Below are 23,534 nucleotides of genomic sequence, written 5' to 3'. Positions count from 1 at the left end.
ATCACTTCAAGCCTAAGCCAATTATCTGGCACACCCTGGGCCCTTGGTGAGTCAAACAGCGCGTCATTAGTCTTGTGTCTAAAACAAAGACATCACTATTAAGTTCATCGGGCGATTAGCCGACTGTGGGGAAAAGTTATGCAAGGCAATTTCGGTTCTGAACACGCGTTACCACTGAACGAGCTGTTGACGGTGCTGTTGATCACCCACAACCGACCTGCTTTCCTACGCAGAGCATTGGAGTTCTACAGCCCGCTGCCTTGCCGGATCATTGTTCTCGACTCCTCTGTGCAGACCAGTGAAGGCGTGGCCGATGGCATGTCCAATGTCGATTACCGGCACCTGCCACAATTCGGTTATTGGGATGCCCAGGCCAAAGTCGTGTATGGCATCGATCAAGTCACCACGCCTTATACGGTGTTTGCCGCCGACGATGACTTCCTTATCCATGACTCGGTGGTCGAGTCGGTAAAATTCCTCGAAGCCAATCCCGATTATGGTATGTGCCATGGTTATTGCCTGATGTACCTGGCACTGGCCAACAGCGTGACTTACTACCGGCGCGACAAGAAAGTCTGTGAAGACTATGCGTCCGAGCGGGCACAGGATCGTGTCCTGGATTTCATGAATCAGTTCATTCCGCCGTTTTATGCCGTGCATCGGACCTCGCTGTTTCGCGACTGGTATGCAGCCATGCCGAACGACGCGAAGTTCGAATGGCAGGAGATTGGCCATACGTTCTACATGCTGGCCCAGGCCAAGGCGCGGATTCTTCCGATGGCGTATGTGGTCCGCGAGATCAACTACATACAGTCGGAGCACAAGACCGAGGTTTATCACTCGCTGACGTTCACCGACAGCAAGTCGGTAGCCGAGCGCGAAGCGTTTGCCGAGTTTCTGGCGGGTCTGACCGCCGGACAAACCGGCTTGGACCTGCGCGAAGGCAAGGCGTTTGCACTCCAGGCCTTCGAAGCGATGGCCGAAAGCCTGATTTGCGGGCGAGCCCTGGCAGCCGAAATCATTTTCGAGTCCTACTGGAAGAGCGCCACGCAAGCGCCTGAGCGACGTTTCGGCCCTCGCCAGTACGTCGAGATGCCGTTTTACAACCAGGTGTTTTTCGACGAGTTGACTCATATCGAGTTTCTGCTCCACGGCTTGCCGGCGGGGCGTCTGCAGCTCGAAAAACTGGAAGGTGTCTGGGCGCGGCAGCACGACCTGATACGGGCGCGTAATAACGATACGGCGCAAAGCGTGGTTGATCGTTTGTGGCAGGCGCACGATTGCAATATGTTTGATCGGGATCTGGTCAAGCGATTGGCCCGGCAACTGGATCTGCTCGGAGAGCAAGAAGATGCCGAGAAAATGAGCGCCTGGGCGACGCGCCTGGACACCTTGCCGGATCCTCACAATCAGCGGACCTTCGCCGCGACCCGCTCGGGACGTCTGCTGCAATGGCTGGAGGCCCGCCAACCCGATCACGAGCAAGCCGAGGCGGCGATCCAATACCTGGCGGCTCGCCAGGGCCCGCCTCAGTTCGGGATCATGGTGCTCGATCTGGAGGGTGATATCGATAAACTGCAGGTGACGCTCGATAGCCTGCTGGAGGGGCATTGCAAGTCCTTCCGGATCGTCGTCCTGACCACCGGTGAGCCGTTGGCGGCGACCACCCCACAGAACCTCCTGCACTTTGTCCGGGTGAGCCTGGGCAACTACGTCGACAAACTCAACCAGGTGGCGCGGCAGTCGCCTTGTGAGTGGCTGTTGCTGGTTGAAGCGGGCGACGAGTTTACTGCCAGCGGCCTGTTGCGCGCCGACCTGGAGCTGCTGGATGCAACCTCCTGCCGGGCGGTGATGACCGATGAGATCCAACGTGCGGCGGACGGTGCGCTGATGGATGTATTCCGTCCGGGATTCAACCTCGATCTGCTGCAAAGCGTGCCGGCCTTGATGGCGCGCCATTGGCTGATTCGCCGCGAGGTCCTGGTGGCGGTCGGTGGCTATAGCGCCGACTTCAGCAAGGCACTCGAATTCGACCTGTTGTTGCGGGTGATCGAGCAGGGCGGCATGGCCGGGCTGGCGCATCTGGATGAGCCCCTGCTGATCAGCCGGGCGGTGGAGGTGCAGGAAAACCCTCAAGAGCGCCAGTCTCTGCTTCGCCATCTGGGCACGCGCGGTTACAAGGCCCAGGTGAGTTCGCCGTTGCCGGGTACTTATCTGATCGATTATCGGCATACCGCACGTCCTCTGGTATCGATCATCTTGCAGAGCCAGGACAATCTGCCCGCGCTACAACGCTGCCTGGCCGCTGTCCTGCAGCGCACTCGCTATACCCACTACGAAGTGTTGATTGTCGATAACCATAGCCAATCCGCTGCCGTTGCGGCCTGGCTGGAGGAGCTGGCGCGCCAGGGCGGCAAGGTCAGTGTGATCAGGCTTGAGCAGCGTCTGGAGACATCGGCGTTGCACAACGTTGCCAGCCAACAGGCCCAGGGCGAATACCTGGTACTGTTATCGGCCGAGAGTGAGGTGGTCAACCCGAATTGGATTGAATCGCTGCTCAATCAAGCGCAGCGCCCGGAGGTCGGGATCGTGGGGGCGAAGCTGTTTGATCGGGACACCAAGGTTTTCCAGGCTGGGTTGCTGCTGGGGCTGAACGGCGCCGTGGGCTCGCCTTTCGTGGGTGAAGACAAGGATGCCAAGGGCTACTTGCAGCGTTTGGTGGTAGGACAGAACTACAGCGCGGTTTCCTCCGTGTGTCTGATGATTCGCCATGACCTCTACAATGCCGTCGGTGGTATGGATGAGGAAGTTTTCGTCGATGCCTTGGGGGATGTCGACCTGTGCCTGAAAGTCGGGCAGGCCGGTTACTTGATCGTCTGGACACCGCAAGTGCAGGTTCTTTACTCGGGAGAGGTGGCGCAAGCCGCGTCGGCGATCGAGGCACTCCGCGAGAAGTGGGCAGATGCGTTCGCGCATGATCCGGCCTACAATCTGAACCTGTCGTTGAGCGGAAAAGGCTTCGCTCTGGGCGCCGCCGCCGGTCCGGATTGGGCTCGGTTATTGGTTTGAACGGGTTGAAGCGTTCAGTGCCCACCAGCGCTGATACGCCTCTGGACGGCTTGCTGGTCGAATAAGTTCCTTCATCTGTGGATTCGGGCAAAATAAGCGTGACCTGTGAGTCATAACGCGCATCTTCACTGTATTGTATTTGCCGGGGATGCGGGCACCTGAGCCTTTTGGGTCAGTGATTGCCCCTCGACTCCGCCGTTTCTACTCCATTTTTTGGGAGGGCGGCAAATCCCTGTTGGTCGGCGCCCTCGATTCCTGCGAGCGGCGGTATTCAGCTGTTTATTATTGGGAAGCCATAATGATTGGCATAAAAAGCATTGCCAGTTACGTGCCGACAGCCGGCGTGGATAACTACGCTCAGGGTGCCAAATTCGCCAAGGATGAAGACTTTATCCTGGGTAAGATCGGTTCAGCCTTTCTGCCGCGCAAAGACCCCGGTCAGGAAACCTCGGACCTGTGTGTCGAAGCGGTGAATGCCTTGTTCGCCAGGCATCCCGAACTCCAACGCGAAAGCATTGATGCGCTGATCGTGGTCACCCAGAACGGTGACGAGGAAGGCCTGCCGCACACTGCGGCGATTGTCCAGGACAAACTCGGTCTGGCGACCAGCGTGGCGGCGTTCGATATTTCCCTGGGCTGTTCCGGTTACGTCTATGGCATCTATGCCATGAAAGGTTTCATGGAAGCCGCCGGTCTGAAGAACGGCCTGCTGGTGACCGCCGATCCGTATTCGAAGATCGTCGACCCCGAGGATCGCAATACCACCATGTTGTTCGGCGATGCCGCGACTGCGACCTGGATGGCCGAAGATGCGCCCTGGCAGTTGGGCAAGGCCAAGTTCGGTACCGACGGTGCTGGTGCGCCGCACCTGAAGGTCAGCGACGGGGTGTTCTTCATGAACGGTCGCCAGGTGTTTAACTTCGCCTTGCTGAAGGTGCCGGCGCACTTGCACGAACTGCTCGATGAGTCCGGCCTGCAACCGGCCGACATCGACGCATTCTGTATCCACCAGGGCAGTGCGGCGATTGTCGACGCCGTAGCGCGGCGTTTCGAGGGCGAGCCGGAGAAGTTCATCAAGGACATGGTCGAGACCGGCAATACCGTGTCTTCGAGTATTCCGTTGCTGCTGGAAAAGCATGCCCTGGATTCCACTTGGAAGCGCGTCGCCCTCAGTGGCTTCGGCGTCGGTCTGTCGTGGGGTTCGGCGATTATTCATCGACCTTGACCCCACAAGGTCGCAAAGTAGCGCTGCGGGTAGGTTGACCGTGAGCGCTATTTTTTTGCGCGGATATTGAGCGAAGTACCCGCAGCGCAAGCTTTGCGCTCAATGCACGGATCAGCGGGGCGCACCGGTCAGGTTTGTCGCCCCGGCGTCATACGCAATAGCCCCCGGCTTGCTTTGCGGTTCCTCGCCATAGTCGGGCCATGACTGTTCACAGCGCTTTGGCCATGGGCTTCTGGCCTTCGAACTTGCGCTAACGAACGCCCCGTACAAACCACTAGACCCTCGTTTTTTCAGGGATGGCAGCTTGATGGCAAAATTTTTGAAAAAACCCCTCAAGCAACCTGCTATCGCGACGATAACTATTACGAAGGTTCTCTAGGCCACACCCGGCGGTTGCCAGGGCCGGAAGCCGCAGTACCCAACCCACGAGGATTTCGTCATGGCTTTAACCGTAACCACCAACACCACGTCGTTGAGTGTTCAAAAGAACCTGAATCGTGCTTCCGATGCACTGTCTACCTCCATGCAGCGCCTGTCTTCTGGCCTGAAAATCAATAGCGCCAAAGACGACGCCGCCGGCCTGCAGATCGCCAGCCGCATGACCTCGCAGATCCGTGGCATGGTCCAGGCCACGCAAAACGCCAACGACGGTATCTCCATTGCACAGACCGCTGAAGGCGCGCTGCAAGCTTCGACCGACATCCTGCAACGTATGCGTGAATTGGCGATCAAGGCACGTAACGGCACCAACAGTTCCGCCGACCAGACCGCTACCAACGCTGAATTCGGTCAGATGTCCGACGAACTGACCCGTATCGCCGCTTCGACCAACCTGAACGGCAAAAACCTGCTGGATGGCACAGCTGGCACCATGCAACTGCAAGTCGGCGCCAACGTGGGTTCGGCCAACCGCATCGACCTGGTGTTGAGCTCCCAGTTCGACGCCGTCAGCCTGTCGGTAGGTAGCGGTACTGTTGTGCTGACCGGCGCCACTTCCGCCACTCTATCCGCGAACATCGACAACGCCCTTACCGCAATCGACGCCGCACTGGCAACCATCAACGCCACTCGTGCCAACCTCGGTGCTTCGCAGAACCGCCTGACCAGCACCATCGCCAACCTGCAGAACATCACCGAAAACACCACCGCGGCACAAGGTCGCGTACAAGATACCGACTTCGCCGCAGAAACCGCTAACCTGACCAAGCAGCAGACCCTGCAACAGGCTTCCACTGCTGTTCTGGCCCAGGCTAACCAACTGCCTTCCGCTGTACTGAAGCTGCTTCAGTAATTTCGGAATGAGTTTGAGCGAGAGAGTGTGCCGGTTGCGCTCTCTCGCTTTTTTTCGTTGAGAGGTGATGAAGATGGACATGAGTGTAAAGCTTAATCTGTCTTACCCTGCTGTGACGCCGGTCAGTTCAAGCCCGGTGGCCGATCAGCCGACCGTGGCACCTCAGGTGGATAGAGTGAAAGCCGCTCCTGCTCCGCACAAGGATGAGGGTTCCTCCGAAAGACTCAAGCAGGCTGTGCGGGACATCGAAAAGTTCGTGCAGTCGATCAAGCGAAACCTGGAGTTCTCCATTGATGAACACTCCGGGAAGGTCATCGTCAAGGTCATCGTCAGCGAGACCGGCGAAGTGGTACGGCAGATTCCGACCGCTGAAGCCTTGAGCCTGGCGGACAATTTAAGTTCGGCGAGCAGCGTGCTGTTCGACGGCGAAGTCTGACAACGGCATGAATAGTGCCTGTATGTTCTTTAGGCGCGGTTAAGGGTCAAAAGACTGGCGGCAAGCTGAAGGGAGAAGTCAATGGCAAGTCCAATTTTACCAGGCGCGGGCTTAGGTTCTGGCCTGGACATCGGTGCGATCGTCACCGCTCTGGTGGATGCCGACAAGTCGGCCAAGCAGACCCAGATCGATAAAGCCACCAAAACCAACACGCTGAAGATTTCCGGCATTGGTTCCCTGAAAAGTGCGTTGACCGCATTTCAGGCGACGCTGACCAATCTTGGCAATACGACGAGTCCGGCGTTTTCCGGGTATACCGCGACTTCGGGTACTCCGGCGATTTTGACCGCCAGTTCCGACAATACCGTGGTTGCCGGTACGTACGGTGTCGTGGTGCAGAGCCTGGCCACCGGTTCGAAAATAGCCAGTGCCGCTTTTGCCGGTGGCGCGAACAGTGCCATTGCCAGCGGTACCTTGAAAATCAACCAGAATGGCATTGATTACGATGTCGCGATCCCGGCCAACGCGACCTTGCAGAGCACTCGCGATGCGATCAACAGCTCGCAGGCGAGCAATGGCTTCTCGGCTAACATCGTCACCGATAGCAGTGGCTCGTCGCGCCTGGTGATCAGTTCGAGCAAGACCGGTGCGGGCTCGGACCTGAAAGTCAGCGGTATTGCGGGGCTTGTCATCGACGGTACGCAGGTTATGGCCAACCCCCCCCTGGCCTCGTCTTCGGGCGCGGTCAGCGGAGTCGCCACCGATGCAAAACTGACCGTCGATGGCCTGCAGGTGACCAGTAAGAGCAACACGGTGACCGGTGCGATCAGTGGTCTGACGTTGAATCTGGTGGCCGTCAGCGCGGGAACGCCGCCAGCGACTCCTGCGGCGATCACCGTTGCGACTAATACCACAGGTTTGCAGACCTCGATCAAGTCGTTCGTCGACGCCTATAACACCTTGCTGACCGCCATCAATGCACTGTCCGATGCGACGCCCGACGCCGATGGCAAGCCGGCCGTCGCGGCCGCTTTCACTGGCGACTCCATGCCGCGCTCGTTGATTGCCGATATTCGCAGCGTGCTGACGGCTCCTGGAACCGGCAGCCAGTTGGCGGTCCTGTCGCAGTTGGGAGTGATGACGGACAGGAGCGGCCAGTTGGGATTCGACAGCGTCACTTTCAACAAGGCGATGTCGACCAGTGGCATGAGCAGTCAAGTGCAACAACTGTTCACGGGGACCGATCCCAGCAACGGTCTATTGTCGCGCATGGGGCATGCGCTCGACGCCTATCTGGGGACGCCGCTCTCGACGGGGTTGCGAACAGGAGGACTGCTCGATCAGCGCAACACCAACCTGCAGGTCCAAAGCAAGCAACTCCAGGAGCAGCAGACGGCCTTGAACGTGCGAGTCACCAGCCTGACCGCGACCCTGACCGCCAAGTACAACGCAATGGACATATTGGTCGGGCAGATGAAAGCGACGGCCAGCAGTATCACCTCGTTTTTCAACTCTCTGAACGCACAGAAGTCCAGCTAGTGGCCTGTACGGTGAGTTCGTTAGCTCAAGTTCGGCTGCCACACGTCCATGACCAAGGTGCTGTGACGAGTCATAGTCGGGCTATGACGAGGAGCGGCAATGCAGGCCAGGGGCGGGTGGCAGCCGAAATTGACTGACAGAACTCACCACACCGGCCACTAGTTTCCAAACTGGCGCCAAAAACCCGGCTACACTTTAGTGCGCGCCGGGTTTTTGCCTTTCGAGCTAAAGTTTTTTGGCGCGAAGGCGATACATTGGGTATACGAACTCTTGAGTTGCGACGAGGTAGAACATGAACCCGATGCTAGCCCTTCGGCAATATCAGAAGGTGGGTGCTCAAGCACAGACTTCCGAGGCCAGCCCTCACCGTCTGGTACAAATGCTGATGGAGGGTGGCCTGGATCGTATCGCCCAGGCCAAGGGCGCCATAGAGCGCAAGGATATCGCCGCCAAAGGCGTGGCGATCGGCAAGGCCATTGGCATTGTCGGTGGCTTGCGCGAAGGCTTGGATCTGGAAAATCAGGCCGACACGCTCGCGGATCTGGACAACCTGTACGCTTACATGATGAAGCGACTGGTCGAGGCCAATATCCATTCCGATCCGCAGATCCTGGATGAAGTCTCAGGCCTGCTCGGCACCGTCAAAGAGGGCTGGGACACAATCGGCGCGCCGGGACCACAGTTTTAAGGAGTAGATCTTCATGAGCTCGGTACTGCAGCGTATCCAGGAGACCCGCGAAGCCCTTGTCGAGGCTTTAGCCGAGCGCGATTGGGCGAGTATTGCCCAGTTGGACCTGGCCTGTCGTGCCTGCATGGAGGAGGTGCTCAACGAGGCATCACTGAATGAGGATGCCTTGCGCAGTCATCTGGAAGAGCTATTACACGTCTACCGGCAGTTGTTGGAAACGGCGATGGCACAAAGACAAGCGATAGTCGACGAGATGCAACAGATCCAGCAAGCGCAGAACGCGACAAAGGTTTACCATCTGTTCGGTTAACGGCGGGTTAATCGAAGCGTATTGCGCCATAAATTTGACTGGGTACGATTTTTTGACTTAACTAGTGCTGTTTTTCAGGTTTAAGTCGTCTTTGAGGATGTTATCGCACCTCGGGCGTCTAACTTGCCCACCATCTTGGGCATCGAGTTGACTAGGGAAGTTGCTATTGCATGTGGCGTGAAACTAAAATTCTGCTGATCGATGACGATAGCGTTCGCCGCCGCGACCTGGCGGTGATTTTAAATTTTCTTGGCGAAGAAAATCTGTCCTGCGCGAGCCTTGACTGGCGCCAGGCGGTCGACGCTCTGGCTTCCAGTCGTGAGGTGCTTTGTGTCCTGATCGGCACGGTCAATATGCCGTCGGGGCTATCGGGCTTGTTAAAGACACTCGGAACCTGGGATGAGTTCCTTCCGGTTCTGCTTTTGGGTGAAAATACTTCCAGCGACCTATCCGAAGACTTGCGTCGTCGGGTTCTTTCCAGTCTGGAAATGCCGCCCAGCTACAGCAAATTGCTCGACTCCCTGCACCGTGCCCAGGTCTATCGCGAAATGTATGATCAGGCTCGCGAGCGTGGTCGCCAGCGCGAGCCGAACCTGTTTCGCAGTCTGGTCGGCACCAGTCGTGCCATCCAGCATGTGCGCCAGATGATGCAGCAAGTGGCCGATACCGATGCCAGTGTGCTGATCCTCGGCGAATCCGGCACCGGCAAGGAGGTGGTGGCGCGCAACCTGCACTATCACTCCAAGCGCCGTGATGCGCCGTTCGTCCCGGTCAACTGTGGGGCGATTCCTGCGGAGCTGCTGGAAAGCGAACTGTTCGGTCATGAGAAGGGCGCCTTTACGGGAGCCATCACCAGTCGCGCCGGACGTTTCGAACTGGCCAACGGTGGCACCCTGTTCCTTGACGAAATCGGCGACATGCCGCTACCGATGCAGGTCAAGCTGCTGCGCGTGCTGCAGGAGCGTACCTTCGAGCGCGTGGGCAGCAACAAGACCCAGAGCGTGGACGTGCGTATCATTGCCGCGACCCACAAGAACCTCGAAAGCATGATCGAGGTCGGCAGTTTTCGTGAAGACCTCTACTACCGCCTGAACGTTTTCCCGATCGAAATGGCGCCGCTGCGCGAGCGGGTCGAAGATATCCCTTTGCTGATGAACGAGCTGATTTCGCGCATGGAGCACGAAAAACGCGGTTCGATTCGTTTCAACTCGGCGGCGATCATGTCCCTGTGCCGCCACGGCTGGCCAGGCAATGTTCGCGAGCTGGCCAACCTAGTGGAGCGCATGGCGATCATGCATCCGTATGGGGTGATCGGCGTCATCGAGCTGCCAAAGAAATTTCGCTATGTCGACGATGAAGACGAGCAGATGGTCGACGGCCTACGTAGCGATCTGGAAGAACGCGTGGCGATCAATGGTCATACGCCGGACTTCGGTACTTCGGCGATGCTGCCGCCCGAAGGTCTGGACCTCAAGGATTACCTCGGTAGCCTGGAGCAGGGTCTGATCCAGCAAGCGCTGGACGATGCCAACGGCATTGTTGCGCGAGCAGCCGAGCGCCTGCGCATCCGCCGTACCACCCTGGTGGAGAAGATGCGCAAGTACGGCATGAGTCGTCGTGAGGGCGAGGAACAGGCGGATGATTGACGCCTGTTTTTCAAGTCACTGAAAACCAGTTGGTTTTTTTTAGGCACGGGTATTGCTAAGTCTCCTGCAACGTTCCGTTTAAATGACGGTCAGCCAAGCGAGAGAGCACGATGCCCCAAGCCGCCCAGATGTCTCCTGTCCCCGCAGTGCCGGGACAACCGTCGTCCGTAGAGCGAGCCAACCGGCTGGGTCTTGAGCAGACCTTCGACCTGTTCGATCAGATGTCGACGCAGCTCAGCGACTCCTACAGCTTGCTTGAGGCGCGAGTCACTGCGCTCAAGGGCGAACTGGCCGTGGTCAGCGCCCAGCGTATGAGCGAGCTGGCGGAAAAGGAGCGCCTGGCCAATCGCTTGCAGAACCTGCTGGATCTGTTGCCTGGCGGGGTGATCGTGATCGACTCCCATGGTTTTGTCAGCGAGGCCAATCCCGCGGCCCATGAGCTACTGGGCTTGCCGCTGGAAGGTGAGTTGTGGCGTCGGGTGATCGCCCGCAGCTTTGCGCCCCGTGAAGATGACGGTCATGAAGTCTCCCTCAAGGACGGTCGGCGTTTGTCGATTGCCACGCGTTCGCTGGAAGGCGAGCCGGGGCAACTGGTGCTGCTCAATGACCTGACTGAAACCCGTCGCCTGCAGGGCCAGTTGGCTCGCCATGAGCGGCTATCGTCCCTGGGGCGGATGGTGGCCTCGCTGGCCCATCAGATTCGCACCCCGTTGTCGGCGGCGCTGCTGTACGCCAGTCATCTCACCGAGCAGGCCTTGCCGGTGCAAACCCAGCAACGTTTCGCCGCACGCCTGAAAGAGCGCCTGCACGCACTGGAACATCAAGTGCGCGACATGTTGGTGTTTGCTCGTGGCGAGCTGACGCTGACCGATCGCCTGGCGCCCAAAGTGTTGTTGCAGGCTTTGCAGAGTGCCGCACAGGTCCACGTGCAAGGCGTGGCGATCCGTTGGCAGTGCGATAGCCATGAGGGCGAGCTGCTGTGCAATCGCGATATTCTGGTTGGAGCGCTGCTCAACTTGCTTGAAAATGCCTTACAGGCCGGCGGTCGCGATGTGCGCCTCAAGGTGCACTTGTACAGCCGTGGGAGCACCTTGCGCCTGAGCGTCAGCGATAACGGCAGCGGGATCGAGCCCGAAGTGCTGGCGCAACTTGGCGAACCTTTCTTCACCACCAAGGCTACCGGCACCGGTCTGGGCTTGACCGTGGTCAAGGCTGTTGCCAGGGCGCACCAGGGCGACATGCAACTGCGTTCACGACTGGGACGCGGCACCTGTGCAATGTTGTGCCTGCCGCTGATCCCTGGCGCCATGGAGATACACTAATGGTCGGGATGATCAAAGTCCTGTTGGTCGAGGACGATCGGGCGCTACGCGAAGCACTGGCGGACACCTTGTTGCTGGCGGGCTATGAATGCCTCGCGGTCGCCTGTGCCGAGGAGGCCCTGGAGGCCGTGACGCGAGAGTCGTTCAGCCTGGTGATCAGTGATGTGAATATGCCGGGCATGGACGGGCATCAGTTGCTCGGCTTGCTGCGCGTGCGCCAGCCACTGCTGCCTGTGCTACTGATAACCGCGCACGGTGCGGTCGAGCGCGCCGTGCAAGCGATGCGCCAAGGGGCCGCCGACTATCTGGTCAAACCGTTCGAACCCAAGGCTTTGCTGGATCTGGTGGCGCGCCATGCGCTTGGTCAGTTGGGCGCGGTGGAGAGCGAAGGGCCGATTGCCGCTGAGCCTGCCAGCGCCCAGTTGCTCGATTTGGCGGCACGGGTGGCACGCAGCGATTCGACTGTGCTGATTTCCGGCGAGTCGGGGACCGGCAAGGAAGTACTGGCGCGGTATATCCACCAGCAGTCCCATCGCGCCTGCCAACCGTTTGTCGCGATCAACTGTGCGGCAATCCCCGACAATATGCTTGAGGCGACCCTGTTCGGGCATGAAAAGGGCGCGTTTACCGGTGCCATCGCCGCCCAGGCGGGCAAGTTCGAGCAAGCTGATGGCGGGACGATTCTACTCGACGAGATTTCCGAAATGCCCCTCGGTCTGCAAGCCAAGCTGCTGCGAGTGCTGCAGGAACGCGAGGTCGAGCGGGTCGGGGGCCGTAAACCGATTACCCTGGATATCCGTGTGGTTGCCACCACCAACCGCGACCTGGCCGGCGAAGTCACGGCAGGGCGGTTTCGTGAAGATCTCTATTATCGGCTGTCGGTATTTCCGTTGGCCTGGCGTCCGTTGCGCGAGCGCACTGGCGATATCCTGCCGCTGGCCGAACGCCTGCTGACCAAGCACAGCGCAAAAATGAAGCATGCCGCCGTTAGATTGTCGCCCCAAGCCCAGGCTTGCCTGATCGGTTATGCCTGGCCGGGCAATGTCAGGGAACTCGATAATGCGATTCAGCGAGCGTTGATTTTGCAGCAGGGCGGACTGATCCAGGCCGAGGATTTTTGTCTGGCCGGGCCATTGGCTTGCGCACCCTTGCCAATCCTGTCGGCGCCGTTGATCGAGACGGTGGCCCGTGAAGGGGGGGCTGGCGAATCCGGGGCCTTGGGCGACGACCTGCGTCGACGCGAGTTCCAGATGATCATCGACACTTTGCGTGCCGAGCGCGGGCGGCGCAAGGAAGCGGCGCAACGCCTGGGTATCAGCCCACGGACGTTGCGCTACAAGTTGGCGCAGATGCGCGATGCCGGCATGGACGTCGAGGCTTATTTATTCGCCACTTGAGTCAATCTAATCCTAATGCAGTGCGGTAGCGGTTTTTGTTCAGGGGCGACAAGGAGCTGGCACCCTTGTTGCTAACACCTCATTAACCGCTGCACGAGTGTCAAAAAATTGCAGGTCGCCGGAGAGAGCAATCCATGAGCCAGGGTATTGAATTTAATCGATTGATGTTGGACATGCGGGCCATGCAAATGGACGCCATGGCTCAACCGAAATCGGCTGTGGCGGCGCCGCAAATAAGTGGTAGCAGCTTTGCCGATCTGCTCGGCAAAGCCGTCGGCAAGGTCAACGACACCCAGCAGGCCGCGGGCCAGTTGGCGAACGCCTTCGAGATCGGCAAAAGCGGTGTGGACTTGACGGACGTGATGATTTCCTCGCAGAAAGCCGGCGTTTCATTCCAGGCCTTGACCCAGGTGCGCAATAAGTTGGTCCAGGCCTACCAAGACATCATGCAGATGCCGGTTTAAGGACGAGATTGAGTCATGGCTGAAGCAGTCGCCGATAACGTACCGGTCAAGACCGGTTCGACAGACGGCAAACCACCGCTGTTTGGTTTGTCCTTTCTGGAAAACCTTTCCGAGATGACCATGCTGCGTCAGGTCGGCCTGATGGTCGGCCTGGCCGCGAGCGTGGCGATTGGCTTTGCCGTGGTGTTGTGGTCTCAGCAACCGGATTACCGGCCGCTGTATGGCAGCCTGGCCGGTATGGACGCCAAGCAGATCATGGAGACTCTGGCGGCCGCGGATATTCCCTACACCGTTGAACCCAATTCCGGCGCGTTGTTGGTCAAGGCTGACGACGTGTCCCGCGCCCGCATGAAGCTGGCGGCGGCGGGTGTGACGGCCAGCGATGGTAATATCGGTTTCGAGATCCTCGACAAGGATCAAGGCCTGGGCACTAGTCAGTTCATGGAGGCGACCCGTTATCGCCGTGGCCTGGAGGGTGAGTTGGCACGGACCATCTCCAGCCTGAACAATGTCAAGGGCGCGCGCGTGCACTTGGCGATTCCAAAGAGTTCGGTGTTCGTGCGCGACGAGCGCAAGCCGAGTGCCTCGGTATTGGTCGAGCTGTATTCCGGTCGTTCGTTGGAACCGGGCCAGGTGGTGGCGATCATCAATCTGGTGGCGACCAGTGTTCCCGAACTGAGCAAGGCGCAGATCACCGTGGTCGACCAGAAGGGCAACCTGCTCTCCGACCAGGCGCAGAACAACGAATTGACCATGGCCGGCAAGCAGTTCGACTACAGTCGCCGCATGGAAAGCATGCTGACCCAACGTGTACACAATATCCTGCAGCCAGTGCTGGGTAACGACCGTTATAAGGCCGAAGTGTCCGCCGATGTGGATTTCAGCGCCGTCGAATCGACGTCCGAGCAGTTCAACCCGGATCAGCCGGCGTTGCGCAGTGAGCAATCGACCACCGAGCAGCGCACTGCCAGCAACGGTCCGCAAGGTGTTCCCGGCGCGTTGAGCAACCAGCCGCCGGCACCGGCCTCGGCACCGCAGACCACCGCTGGCGCCACCGCCTCGACGGGCCCGGTGCAGCCCGGCCAGCCGCTGCTCGATGCCAACGGCCAGCAGATCATGGACCCCGCCACCGGCCAGCCGATGCTGGCGCCGTACCCGGCGGACAAGCGTCAACAATCCACGAAAAACTTCGAGCTGGATCGCTCTATCAGTCACACCAAGCAGCAACTGGGTCGCCTGACCCGTCTGTCAGTGGCGGTAGTGGTCGACGATCAGGTCAAGGTCAACGCCGCCAATGGCGAAACCAGCCGTGCGCCGTGGAGTGCCGAGGAATTGGCGCGCTTCACCCGCCTGGTCCAGGATGCCGTTGGCTTCGACGCCAGCCGTGGCGACAGCGTCAGTGTGATCAATGTGCCGTTCTCCGCTGAACGCGGGGAGGTAATCGCCGATATCCCGTTCTACTCGCAACCCTGGTTTTGGGATGTGGTCAAGCAGGTCGTGGGCGTGCTGTTTATCCTGATGCTGGTGTTCGGCGTGCTGCGTCCGGTGCTCAACAACATCACTGGCGGTGGCAAGAAGCAACTGGCGGGCATCGGCGGCGATGCCGAGCTGGGCGGTATGGGCGGTCTGGACGGCGAATTGGCCAATGATCGCGTGAGCCTTGGTGGTCCGCAAAGCATCCTCTTGCCCAGCCCGAGTGAAGGCTATGACGCTCAACTCAATGCCATCAAGAGTCTGGTAGCTGAAGATCCGGGCCGTGTGGCACAGGTCGTCAAAGAATGGATTAACGCCGATGAGTAATAACGCCGCCGTCACCCAGAAGCTGAGCCGGGTCGATAAAGCCGCGATCTTGCTGCTGTCGCTGGGTTCCACCGATGCCGCGCAGGTGTTGCGCCACATGGGACCCAAGGAGGTTCAACGGGTTGGCGTGGCCATGGCGCAGATGCGCAACGTGCATCGCGAGCAGGTCGAGCAGGTCATGAGCGAGTTTGTCGAGATTGTCGGCGACCAGACCAGCCTGGGCGTCGGTTCCGATGACTATGTGCGCAAGATGCTCACCCAGGCCCTCGGCGAAGACAAGGCCAATGGCCTGATCGACCGCATCCTGCTCGGTGGCAATACCAGCGGCCTGGATAGCCTCAAGTGGATGGAACCGCGCGCCGTGGCGGACGTGATCCGTTACGAGCACCCGCAGATCCAGGCAATCGTGGTGGCCTACCTGGACCCCGATCAGGCCGGCGAGGTGCTGAATAACTTCGACCACAAGGTGCGCCTGGACATCATCCTGCGTGTCTCCTCGCTGAACACGGTACAGCCGGCGGCCCTCAAGGAGCTCAACCAGATTTTGGAGCGCCAGTTCTCCGGCAATTCCAACGCCGCGCGTACCACCCTGGGCGGTATCAAGCGTGCCGCGGATATCATGAACTTCCTCGACAGCTCGATCGAAGGCCAGTTGATGGACTCGATCCGCGAAGTGGACGAGGACCTGTCGACTCAGATCGAAGACCTGATGTTCGTCTTCAACAACCTGTCCGACGTCGACGACCGGGGTATCCAGGCGCTGTTGCGCGAGGTCTCCTCCGATGTACTGGTGCTTGCCCTTAAAGGCTCGGATGAGGGCGTCAAGGAAAAGATCTTCAAGAACATGTCCAAGCGCGCCGCGGAGCTGCTGCGCGACGACCTCGAGGCCAAGGGGCCGGTGCGCGTCAGCGACGTCGAAGCCGCCCAAAAGGAAATTCTCACCATCGCCCGCCGTATGGCCGAAGCCGGAGAAATCGTGCTCGGTGGCAAGGGCGGCGAAGAGATGATCTAAGGATCAAGTCATGACTGATCCAACCGATCTGATCCGCGCACGGGACGTAACAGGCTTCGACCTATGGTCGTTGCCCAGCTTCGATCCGCCTGTCGAGGAGCCTGAACCTGCGCCGGTGCAAGAGCCACCGGTCGAGATCGAGGAGGTGCCGCTGGAGGAAGTGCAGCCACTGACCCTCGAAGAACTCGAGAGCATCCGCCAGGAAGCCTACAACGAAGGTTTCGCGGTGGGCGAGCGAGAAGGTTTCCACAGCACTCAAATCAAGGTACGCCAGGAGGCCGAGGTCGCCTTGAGCGCCAAGCTGGTCCACCTGGAAACCCTGATGAGCAACCTGTTCGCCCCCATCGCCGAGCAGGACCGGCAGATCGAGCAAAGCCTGGTAGGGTTGGTTGGACATATGACTCGCCAGGTCATCCAGCGCGAACTCAAGATGGACTCCAGCCAGATCGGGCATGTCCTGCGCGAAACCCTCAAGCTGCTGCCACTGGGCGCCGAGAATGTACGGTTGTACATCAATCCCCAGGACTTCGAGCAGATCAAGGCCTTGCGCGAACGCCATGAGGCGACCTGGCGCATCGTCGAGGATGAGGCTCTGCTGCCCGGTGGTTGTCGGGTCGAGACCGAGCACAGTCGGATCGATGCCAGCGTCGAAACCCGCATCGAGCAGGCGCTGGCGCAACTGTTCGATCAATTGCACGAGCAATCCCTGCATCCAGCCCAGCCCGACCTGGCATTGGCGCTGGGCGAACCTCATGTACCGACCAGTGCTGCGGACCTGTGCGATGCGCCTTGAGCGAACCAGCTTCGGCAGACGCCTGAGCACCTACGCCGATGCCATCGACTTGCCCGGCCAGCCGATTCTCGAAGGTCGCCTGGTGCGCATGGTTGGCCTGACCCTCGAAGCCGAAGGCCTGCGGGCCGCCATGGGCGCTCGCTGCCTGGTCATCAACGACGACAGCTATCACCCGGTGCAGGTCGAAGCCGAGGTCATGGGCTTCTCCGGCAACAAGGTGTTTCTGATGCCGGTGGGCAGTGTGGCCGGTATCGCCCCAGGTGCCAGGGTCGTACCACTGGCCGACACCGGGCGTCTGCCAATGGGCATGAGCATGCTCGGGCGGGTGCTGGACGGGGCAGGGCGAGCACTGGATGGTAAGGGGGCAATGAAGGCCGAGGATTGGGTGCCGATGGACGGCCCAACCATCAACCCGCTCAAGCGTGACCCCATCCATCAGCCACTGGATGTGGGCATCCGCAGTATCAACGGATTACTGACGGTGGGCCGCGGCCAGCGTCTCGGCCTGTTCGCCGGCACAGGGGTGGGCAAGAGTGTGCTGCTGGGTATGATGACCCGCTTTACCGAGGCCGACATCATCGTGGTCGGGCTGATCGGTGAGCGGGGCCGCGAAGTGAAGGAGTTCATCGAGCACATTCTTGGCGAGGAAGGACTCAAGCGTTCGGTGGTGGTCGCGTCGCCCGCCGACGATGCGCCATTGATGCGCCTGCGCGCCGCCATGTATTGCACGCGGATCGCCGAGTATTTCCGTGATAAGGGCAAGAATGTCCTGCTACTCATGGATTCGTTGACCCGTTTCGCCCAAGCCCAGCGAGAAATCGCCCTGGCCATCGGCGAGCCACCGGCGACCAAGGGCTATCCGCCGTCGGTCTTTGCCAAGCTGCCAAAACTGGTGGAACGTGCGGGTAACGCCGAGGCCGGCGGTGGTTCAATCACGGCGTTCTATACCGTGCTGTCCGAGGGCGACGACCAGCAGGACCCGATTGCCGACTCGGCGCGGGGGGTGCTCGATGGGCATATCGTGCTGTCCCGGCGCCTGGCCGAGGAAGGTCACTACCCGGCAATCGATATCGAGGCGTCCATCAGTCGGGTGATGCCGGCGGTGGTCAGTGCCGAACACATGAAGCGTGCGCAATATTTCAAGCAGCTCTGGTCGCGCTACCAGCAAAGCCGTGACCTGATCAGCGTCGGCGCTTATGTGGCTGGCGGCGACCGCGAGACCGACACGGCGATCTCCCTGCAGCCGGCGCTGGTCCAGTACCTGCGCCAGGGGCTGAACGACAATGTCAGCCTGGGCGAGAGTGACGCACACCTGGCGACGGTCTTCGCGCCCGCGGCGGGCGGTTGACCGGCCATGGCCCAGAGTCGTGTCGCGAGGTTGGCGCCGGTGGTCGAGATGGCCCAAAGCACTGAGCGGACCGCTGTCCAGCGTCTGGGGTATTTCCAGGGGCAGGTGCGGCTGGCGCAAAGCAAACTGGCCGACCTCGAAGGATTTCGTCTGCAATACCAGGAGCAATGGATCGAGCGTGGCCGCCAGGGCGTTTCCAGTCAATGGTTGCTGGGCTATCAGCAGTTCCTCAGTCAGCTGGATACCGCCGTTGCCCAGCAACGGCAGAGCCTGGCCTGGCACCAGAACAACCTCGACAAGGGCCGGGTCAGCTGGCAAGAGGCCTATACTCGTGTCGAAGGCTTGCGCAAGTTGGTGCGACGCTACATCGAAGAGGCTCGCCAGTTGGAAGACAAGCGTGAACAGAAACTCCTGGACGAGCTGTCTCAGCGGTTGCCGCGCCAGAGCCCGTATTGAGCAGGTATTTTGACGTTTTCGGTTGCTCTGCTGTCAGTGGGGTGCTACACCTTGTACACATCGCCATTGACAAGGAAGCTGGATCATGGCTGTAGAGTCGGCAGTAACAGGCAACGGCAGAAAGTTGACGATTTCCATCAAAGGGCGGTTTGACTTCGGCAAACATCAGGCATTTCGCAATTCCTACGAACAGCTCGACAGCCTGCCTGAGTCGGTTATCGTCGACTTGAACGAGACCACCTACCTCGACAGTTCGGCCCTGGGCATGCTGTTGTTGCTGCGCGACCATGTCGGTGGCGACGATGCCGATATCCGGGTGATCAACAGCAATTCCGACGTGCGCAAGATCCTCGCCATTTCCAATTTCGACAAACTCTTCGACATCGTTTGAGCACCATGCAGCCTGGAGAAGAGTCGCTGACGGTACTGATCGCCGAGGACGGCGCGGCGGATCGCTTGCTGCTGTCGAACATCGTGCGGCGCCAGGGGCATGCGGTGCTGACTGCAAGCAACGGTGCCGAGGCGGTCGAGGTCTTCAGGGCGCAACGACCGCAGTTGGTACTGATGGATGCCCTGATGCCGGTGATGGATGGCTTCGAAGCGGCGCGAGAGATCAAGGCGCTGGCCGGCGAATCGCTGGTGCCGATCATCTTTCTCACCTCCCTGAGTGAAAGTGACGCCCTGGTGCGCTGCCTGGACGCGGGCGGTGACGATTTTCTGGCAAAACCCTACAACCAAGTCATTCTCGGTGCCAAGATCAAGGCGATGGATCGTCTGCGACGCCTGCAGGCCACCGTGCTGCGCCAGCGCGACTTGATCGCCCGGCACCACGACCACCTGCTCAACGAGCAACGGGTGGCTAAGGCAGTGTTCGACAAGGTGGCGCATTCCGGATGCCTGCGAGCGCCGAATATCCGCTACCTGCAATCGCCCTATGCGTTATTCAACGGCGACCTGCTGCTGGCAGCCCATACCCCGGAGGGGGGCATGCATATCCTGCTCGGCGATTTTACCGGGCATGGCCTGCCCGCCGCCGTCGGCGCGATGCCCCTGGCGGAAGTCTTCTATGGCATGACCGCCAAGGGCTATGGCGTGCCGGAAACCCTGCGGGAGATGAACGCCAAGCTCAAGCGTATCCTGCCGGTGGATATGTTCTGTTGCGCCACTTTTCTGCGCCTGAGTCCGCAGCGCCAGGTGGTCGAGGTCTGGAACGGCGGCATGCCCGACGGCTATCTGCACGATGTCGCCTCGGGCGCGCGGCGTCCGCTGGTGGCGCGGCACCTGCCGTTGGGGGTGCTGGGGGCCGAGGCGTTCGACGATCACACCGATGTCTATCCCATGGCCCAGGGCGACCGGATTTTCCTGCTGTCCGACGGAGTAATCGATACCTGTAATCGCGATGAGCAGTTGTTCGGCGTCGAGCGCCTGCATCGGGTATTCGAGAGCAACCGGGACCCGGATTGCCTGTTCGAGGAAATCCAGTTGGCGTTGATGCGGTTCGGTGGCGAGGCGCGTGACGACATCAGCATGGTCCAGATCAGTCTCCCCGTGCCCGGACAGGCATTGCCTGCAACCATGGTTTACTCCGACAGTGGCGAGTCGTGCCCGCTGGATTGGTCGGTGAGCTTCGAATTCCGTGCGGCGACGCTGCGACGCTTCAATCCGTTGCCTTATCTGCTGCAACTGCTGATGGAGATACACGGCTTGCGTACTCACAGCGGAGCGCTATACAGCGTACTGGCCGAACTCTATTCCAATGCCCTGGAGCACGGCGTCCTGGGCCTGGATTCAAGCCTCAAGCGCGATGTCCGCGGATTTGCGCAATACTATGAGCAGCGCAATCGGCGTTTGCTCGACTTGCGGGAAGGTTTTGTCCGCGTGAGCCTGCGAGTGGTTCCTGAAGGAAAGGGTGGGCGGTTGTGCATCGAAGTCGAGGACAGCGGCGAGGGGTTTGACGTCGAGCAGGTCATGGCGCGTCCATTGGAGGTCGATCGGTTATCGGGAAGAGGTATCGACCTGATTCGGCAACTGAGTCACCGTGCCCGTTGGTCAAACGACGGGCGGCGTGCCCACGTGGAGTTTTCGTGGGGGACTCAGGCATAATTTGCAGGTGTTGATCAAGGAGTGAACCAGTGAATGGCAATCAGGAAAAGCACCTCGACTACGATGTGCTGGGCGCATTGCGGGAAGTCATGGAAGATGAGTATCCACTGTTGCTGGATACTTTTCTCAACGATTCGGAAAAACGCCTGGGGCAGTTACATCAGGCCAGCAACGCGCTGGAGCTTGGGCGGGCAGCCCACAGTTTCAAGGGCAGCAGCAGCAATATGGGGGCTTTGTACTTGGCCGATCTTTGCCGGCAACTGGAAGAGCGGGCCGCACGGTTGCCGCTGACGGGGATCGAAGATCTGGTCGGGCGGATCGATCGCGAGTACGAACAGGTACGCCATTTGTTCGCGCGCGAGCGTGAGCGTTTCCCGGTCAAGCATTAACCCGCGTGGCGATTCAGGAAAACTGGCCCGAACCTTGCTGTCACTCCCTGCATTGACTTTACAATCCCTGTGCAGCGGAGACTGTGTTATGCCCCTTGCTCCCCATTCTCTTCTTCAGGCCACCGCTGCGGTCAAACCCAAGGCGGACCTCGCGAGCAATCCGCTGGCAGCTGTTGCGCAGCCCAAGGACAATGCTTCCAGCTTTGCCCAGGTCTACCAGGAGAACCAGGGCAAGGCGGGAAAGGCAGTTGACAATCCGCTCAAGTCGACCCGGGATAATAGCCCTGCGGTGCCTGCAAAAAAGGAGGCGGTTGCCAGCAACAAAAGCGACGCGGCAAAGTCGGCGGTTGCCGATAGCGGCAATTCCTTGCCTGCCGATAAAACCACCGGCAGCGATACCGCGCAGACTGCCGGCGACCAGAGCGCCTCTGACGAAAGCGACAAGGACATCGGCGACGAAAGCCCGGTGGCCGATGCCACGCCGGTGGCTCCAACTCTTGATCTGGCGCTGATCCAGGCTGGCGTTACGCCGGCGACGCCAGTCGCCGAAGCGCCGCAGCCGGTCGTGCCTATGCAACTGCCGGTGGTCGAGGCGCCCCTGACGGCGGTGACCGCTGCGCAGGTGCCGGAAGTGGCGACCGCTGCGACCGCCGGTGGTGATTTCGATCCGAATTCCGATCCGCTGGATAACCTGCCCGCCGTGCGTCTGGCGATGGAGCAGGGTGGGCATGTGTCGACGACCAGTCAGTCGGCCACGAAGACCGCCAGCCATAACGAAGCGGACCCGAACCTGGCGCTCAATCAGACCGTTGGCGTGGCCATGCAAGGGGAGCCGGATACCGACGCCAGCGCCAGCGAGCAGGGTGGCGAAAAGTCCTTCAAGGGATTGATCGAGGATGGCCTGAAAGATTTGCAGAACGCCTCTGGTGACACTCGGGTCGACGACTTCGCCAATCGCCTGGCCGCACTGACCCAGGCCACGGTGCCGAAAACCGCGAACGCGCTGCCGGTTAACCAACCTCTGGCCATGCATCAGAGTGGCTGGACCGAAGAAGTGGTCAATCGGGTCATGTACCTGTCGAGCAGTAGCATTAAGTCCGCCGATATCCAACTGGAGCCGGCCGAACTAGGGCGACTGGATATCAAGGTCAATATGGCCGCCGATCAGGCGACGCAGATCAGTTTCATCAGTGGTCATGCCGGCGTGCGTGATGCCTTGGAAAGCAACCTGTTCCGCCTGCGCGACATGCTCCAACAGCAAGGCCTGGGGCAGGCCGATGTCAGCGTTTCGGATCAATCGCGCGGCTGGACCGGCCAGGGTCAGGATCCACAACAGCAGCAACAGCAGGCTCAGAAAGGCCGTAACAACGGTAGCGGTGGTCGTCTGGATAGTGGCGAGGACGATATTGCCATCGTCACCGCGACCGATACGGCAACCACCGGCGCCAGCGTGGTGGTGGGTTCCAGCGCGGTCGACTACTACGCCTGATGGCTTTGTTGTGGGAGCGGTGCTGGTGGGCTGGCGCTTCGCCGTGAAGCGGCTGTTGAGGATGCCAAAAGCCTCATGGGCAAGTCTGCGCCCACAATCAGCACGACTCTGACAGGTTCTCTCATACTGCCTTATTTGCAGCGCTTGCCCGCACACGCCTTTGCTTCCGATTTCCAGCAACTCTGGCATAACACTTGCTCCAGCCTTGCCCTGCGACTGTGAAAAACCGAATAGTGACGGATTATTGGCATGGCGAAGAGCGAAGCAGCAGCGGTAAAAGAACCTGTCGGGCAAGGCAAACTCAAGCTGATTATCGTGATCATATTGGCTTTGCTGCTGGCAATCGGTCTGTCCGTGGGGGCGACCTGGTACTTTATGCACAATGCCCAGAGCAAAGTCGCGGCGACGCCCGCCGAGGCCAGCACGACCCAGCAGCCGGCGATCTACGAGTCGATGGCGCCGCCCTTTGTCGCCAATTTCAAGGATGCCAATGGCCGCCAGCGCTACCTGCAAGTGAGCATTACCATGATGGCGCGCAACTCCGCTGACCTGGAGGCCCTGAAAGTCCATATGCCAGTAATCCGCAACAACCTGGTGATGTTGTTTTCCGGACAGACCTACGAAACCCTGGCGACCCCGGTCGGCCAGGAGTTGCTGCGCCAGAAAGCCACTGCCAGCGTGCAGGAAGTGGCACAGAAAGAGATCGGCAAGGTAGTGGTCGAACAGTTGCTCTTCACTAACTACGTACTGCAGTAGG

The 23,534-nt window shown here is 59.8% G+C and carries 21 protein-coding genes; all 21 read left to right on the top strand.

Annotated features, from left to right (window positions below; translation table 11 throughout):
* The first annotated feature begins 138 nt into the window (after window positions 1-138).
* The 21 genes from AWM79_RS08455 (at window position 139) to fliL (ending at window position 23,533) form a co-directional block, all read left to right on the top strand.
* Window positions 139-3,069 carry a TIGR00180 family glycosyltransferase gene (locus AWM79_RS08455; protein ID WP_060782599.1) on the top strand — a complete coding sequence of 977 codons (2,931 nt, stop codon included), beginning with the start codon at window positions 139-141 and terminating at the stop codon, window positions 3,067-3,069.
* A 298-nt stretch (window positions 3,070-3,367) separates the two neighbouring features.
* Window positions 3,368-4,294 (top strand): ketoacyl-ACP synthase III, encoded by a 927-nt coding sequence (locus AWM79_RS08450; RefSeq protein WP_017130134.1) that lies wholly within the window; start codon window positions 3,368-3,370, stop codon window positions 4,292-4,294.
* A gap of 439 nt (window positions 4,295-4,733) precedes the next feature.
* Window positions 4,734-5,585 (top strand): flagellin domain-containing protein, encoded by an 852-nt coding sequence (locus AWM79_RS08445; RefSeq protein WP_060782598.1) that lies wholly within the window; start codon window positions 4,734-4,736, stop codon window positions 5,583-5,585.
* Between the two features lie 73 nt (window positions 5,586-5,658).
* On the top strand, window positions 5,659-6,021 hold the full coding sequence (locus AWM79_RS08440) for a flagellar protein FlaG (RefSeq protein ID WP_060783957.1): 363 nt from the start codon (window positions 5,659-5,661) through the stop codon (window positions 6,019-6,021).
* 81 nt (window positions 6,022-6,102) lie between these two features.
* Complete coding sequence (gene fliD, locus AWM79_RS08435) at window positions 6,103-7,560, top strand: flagellar filament capping protein FliD (RefSeq protein ID WP_060782597.1); 1,458 nt, start codon at window positions 6,103-6,105, stop codon at window positions 7,558-7,560.
* 292 nt (window positions 7,561-7,852) lie between these two features.
* Window positions 7,853-8,248, top strand: coding sequence for a flagellar export chaperone FliS (gene fliS, locus AWM79_RS08430; protein WP_017130138.1), 396 nt, complete (start codon window positions 7,853-7,855; stop codon window positions 8,246-8,248).
* 13 nt (window positions 8,249-8,261) lie between these two features.
* A complete protein-coding gene (gene fliT / locus AWM79_RS08425) occupies window positions 8,262-8,558 on the top strand; it encodes a flagellar protein FliT (RefSeq protein ID WP_017130139.1) in 297 nt (98 codons plus the stop codon).
* Between the two features lie 170 nt (window positions 8,559-8,728).
* Window positions 8,729-10,204 (top strand): sigma-54-dependent transcriptional regulator, encoded by a 1,476-nt coding sequence (locus AWM79_RS08420; RefSeq protein WP_060782596.1) that lies wholly within the window; start codon window positions 8,729-8,731, stop codon window positions 10,202-10,204.
* Window positions 10,205-10,332: 128 nt separating this feature from the next.
* Window positions 10,333-11,526 (top strand): sensor histidine kinase, encoded by a 1,194-nt coding sequence (locus AWM79_RS08415; RefSeq protein WP_208599944.1) that lies wholly within the window; start codon window positions 10,333-10,335, stop codon window positions 11,524-11,526.
* 8 nt (window positions 11,527-11,534) lie between these two features.
* A complete protein-coding gene (locus AWM79_RS08410) occupies window positions 11,535-12,923 on the top strand; it encodes a sigma-54-dependent transcriptional regulator (RefSeq protein WP_167375453.1) in 1,389 nt (462 codons plus the stop codon).
* A gap of 134 nt (window positions 12,924-13,057) precedes the next feature.
* On the top strand, window positions 13,058-13,387 hold the full coding sequence (gene fliE, locus AWM79_RS08405; protein ID WP_060782593.1) for a flagellar hook-basal body complex protein FliE: 330 nt from the start codon (window positions 13,058-13,060) through the stop codon (window positions 13,385-13,387).
* A gap of 15 nt (window positions 13,388-13,402) precedes the next feature.
* The gene (gene fliF / locus AWM79_RS08400; RefSeq protein WP_060782592.1) at window positions 13,403-15,187 is read left to right on the top strand and encodes a flagellar basal-body MS-ring/collar protein FliF; all 1,785 of its coding nucleotides are present in this window, start codon (window positions 13,403-13,405) and stop codon (window positions 15,185-15,187) included.
* Window positions 15,180-16,199 (top strand): flagellar motor switch protein FliG, encoded by a 1,020-nt coding sequence (gene fliG, locus AWM79_RS08395; protein WP_017130145.1) that lies wholly within the window; start codon window positions 15,180-15,182, stop codon window positions 16,197-16,199. Before fliF ends, fliG begins: the two co-directional genes overlap by 8 nt.
* A gap of 10 nt (window positions 16,200-16,209) precedes the next feature.
* Window positions 16,210-16,992: a flagellar assembly protein FliH gene (fliH, locus tag AWM79_RS08390; protein ID WP_017130146.1), complete on the top strand. Its 783-nt coding sequence runs from the start codon at window positions 16,210-16,212 to the stop codon at window positions 16,990-16,992.
* Entirely contained in the window at window positions 16,982-18,340 is a 1,359-nt protein-coding gene (fliI, locus tag AWM79_RS08385; RefSeq protein ID WP_060782591.1) for a flagellar protein export ATPase FliI, read from the top strand. The genes fliH and fliI overlap by 11 nt, the downstream gene beginning before the upstream one ends.
* A gap of 6 nt (window positions 18,341-18,346) precedes the next feature.
* Complete coding sequence (fliJ, locus tag AWM79_RS08380) at window positions 18,347-18,796, top strand: flagellar export protein FliJ (protein WP_017130147.1); 450 nt, start codon at window positions 18,347-18,349, stop codon at window positions 18,794-18,796.
* Window positions 18,797-18,881: 85 nt separating this feature from the next.
* Complete coding sequence (locus AWM79_RS08375) at window positions 18,882-19,187, top strand: STAS domain-containing protein (RefSeq protein WP_017130148.1); 306 nt, start codon at window positions 18,882-18,884, stop codon at window positions 19,185-19,187.
* A gap of 5 nt (window positions 19,188-19,192) precedes the next feature.
* Window positions 19,193-20,899 (top strand): ATP-binding SpoIIE family protein phosphatase, encoded by a 1,707-nt coding sequence (locus tag AWM79_RS08370; protein WP_060782590.1) that lies wholly within the window; start codon window positions 19,193-19,195, stop codon window positions 20,897-20,899.
* 89 nt (window positions 20,900-20,988) lie between these two features.
* Window positions 20,989-21,288: an Hpt domain-containing protein gene (locus AWM79_RS08365; protein WP_051000584.1), complete on the top strand. Its 300-nt coding sequence runs from the start codon at window positions 20,989-20,991 to the stop codon at window positions 21,286-21,288.
* A gap of 88 nt (window positions 21,289-21,376) precedes the next feature.
* The gene (locus AWM79_RS08360) at window positions 21,377-22,777 is read left to right on the top strand and encodes a flagellar hook-length control protein FliK (protein ID WP_060782589.1); all 1,401 of its coding nucleotides are present in this window, start codon (window positions 21,377-21,379) and stop codon (window positions 22,775-22,777) included.
* A gap of 249 nt (window positions 22,778-23,026) precedes the next feature.
* The gene (gene fliL, locus AWM79_RS08355) at window positions 23,027-23,533 is read left to right on the top strand and encodes a flagellar basal body-associated protein FliL (RefSeq protein ID WP_017130152.1); all 507 of its coding nucleotides are present in this window, start codon (window positions 23,027-23,029) and stop codon (window positions 23,531-23,533) included.
* Window position 23,534: the final 1 nt, after the last annotated feature.

Source organism: Pseudomonas agarici (assembly GCF_001543125.1).
Lineage (GTDB): Bacteria > Pseudomonadota > Gammaproteobacteria > Pseudomonadales > Pseudomonadaceae > Aquipseudomonas > Aquipseudomonas agarici.
The sequence above is the reverse complement of the archived record's forward strand: the minus strand, read 5'-3'. Positions and strand labels throughout refer to the sequence as shown.

What these genes read in the sequence shown, in the direction of transcription:
- AWM79_RS08455 (WP_060782599.1), top strand. Translation starts at nt 139, where the DNA reads ATGCAAGGCAATTTCGGTTCTGAACACGCGTTACCACTGAACGAGCTG.
- AWM79_RS08450 (WP_017130134.1), top strand. Translation starts at nt 3,368, where the DNA reads ATGATTGGCATAAAAAGCATTGCCAGTTACGTGCCGACAGCCGGCGTG.
- AWM79_RS08445 (WP_060782598.1), top strand. Translation starts at nt 4,734, where the DNA reads ATGGCTTTAACCGTAACCACCAACACCACGTCGTTGAGTGTTCAAAAG.
- AWM79_RS08440 (WP_060783957.1), top strand. Translation starts at nt 5,659, where the DNA reads ATGGACATGAGTGTAAAGCTTAATCTGTCTTACCCTGCTGTGACGCCG.
- fliD (WP_060782597.1), top strand. Translation starts at nt 6,103, where the DNA reads ATGGCAAGTCCAATTTTACCAGGCGCGGGCTTAGGTTCTGGCCTGGAC.
- fliS (WP_017130138.1), top strand. Translation starts at nt 7,853, where the DNA reads ATGAACCCGATGCTAGCCCTTCGGCAATATCAGAAGGTGGGTGCTCAA.
- fliT (WP_017130139.1), top strand. Translation starts at nt 8,262, where the DNA reads ATGAGCTCGGTACTGCAGCGTATCCAGGAGACCCGCGAAGCCCTTGTC.
- AWM79_RS08420 (WP_060782596.1), top strand. Translation starts at nt 8,729, where the DNA reads ATGTGGCGTGAAACTAAAATTCTGCTGATCGATGACGATAGCGTTCGC.
- AWM79_RS08415 (WP_208599944.1), top strand. Translation starts at nt 10,333, where the DNA reads ATGTCTCCTGTCCCCGCAGTGCCGGGACAACCGTCGTCCGTAGAGCGA.
- AWM79_RS08410 (WP_167375453.1), top strand. Translation starts at nt 11,535, where the DNA reads ATGATCAAAGTCCTGTTGGTCGAGGACGATCGGGCGCTACGCGAAGCA.
- fliE (WP_060782593.1), top strand. Translation starts at nt 13,058, where the DNA reads ATGAGCCAGGGTATTGAATTTAATCGATTGATGTTGGACATGCGGGCC.
- fliF (WP_060782592.1), top strand. Translation starts at nt 13,403, where the DNA reads ATGGCTGAAGCAGTCGCCGATAACGTACCGGTCAAGACCGGTTCGACA.
- fliG (WP_017130145.1), top strand. Translation starts at nt 15,180, where the DNA reads ATGAGTAATAACGCCGCCGTCACCCAGAAGCTGAGCCGGGTCGATAAA.
- fliH (WP_017130146.1), top strand. Translation starts at nt 16,210, where the DNA reads ATGACTGATCCAACCGATCTGATCCGCGCACGGGACGTAACAGGCTTC.
- fliI (WP_060782591.1), top strand. Translation starts at nt 16,982, where the DNA reads ATGCGCCTTGAGCGAACCAGCTTCGGCAGACGCCTGAGCACCTACGCC.
- fliJ (WP_017130147.1), top strand. Translation starts at nt 18,347, where the DNA reads ATGGCCCAGAGTCGTGTCGCGAGGTTGGCGCCGGTGGTCGAGATGGCC.
- AWM79_RS08375 (WP_017130148.1), top strand. Translation starts at nt 18,882, where the DNA reads ATGGCTGTAGAGTCGGCAGTAACAGGCAACGGCAGAAAGTTGACGATT.
- AWM79_RS08370 (WP_060782590.1), top strand. Translation starts at nt 19,193, where the DNA reads ATGCAGCCTGGAGAAGAGTCGCTGACGGTACTGATCGCCGAGGACGGC.
- AWM79_RS08365 (WP_051000584.1), top strand. Translation starts at nt 20,989, where the DNA reads ATGGAAGATGAGTATCCACTGTTGCTGGATACTTTTCTCAACGATTCG.
- AWM79_RS08360 (WP_060782589.1), top strand. Translation starts at nt 21,377, where the DNA reads ATGCCCCTTGCTCCCCATTCTCTTCTTCAGGCCACCGCTGCGGTCAAA.
- fliL (WP_017130152.1), top strand. Translation starts at nt 23,027, where the DNA reads ATGGCGAAGAGCGAAGCAGCAGCGGTAAAAGAACCTGTCGGGCAAGGC.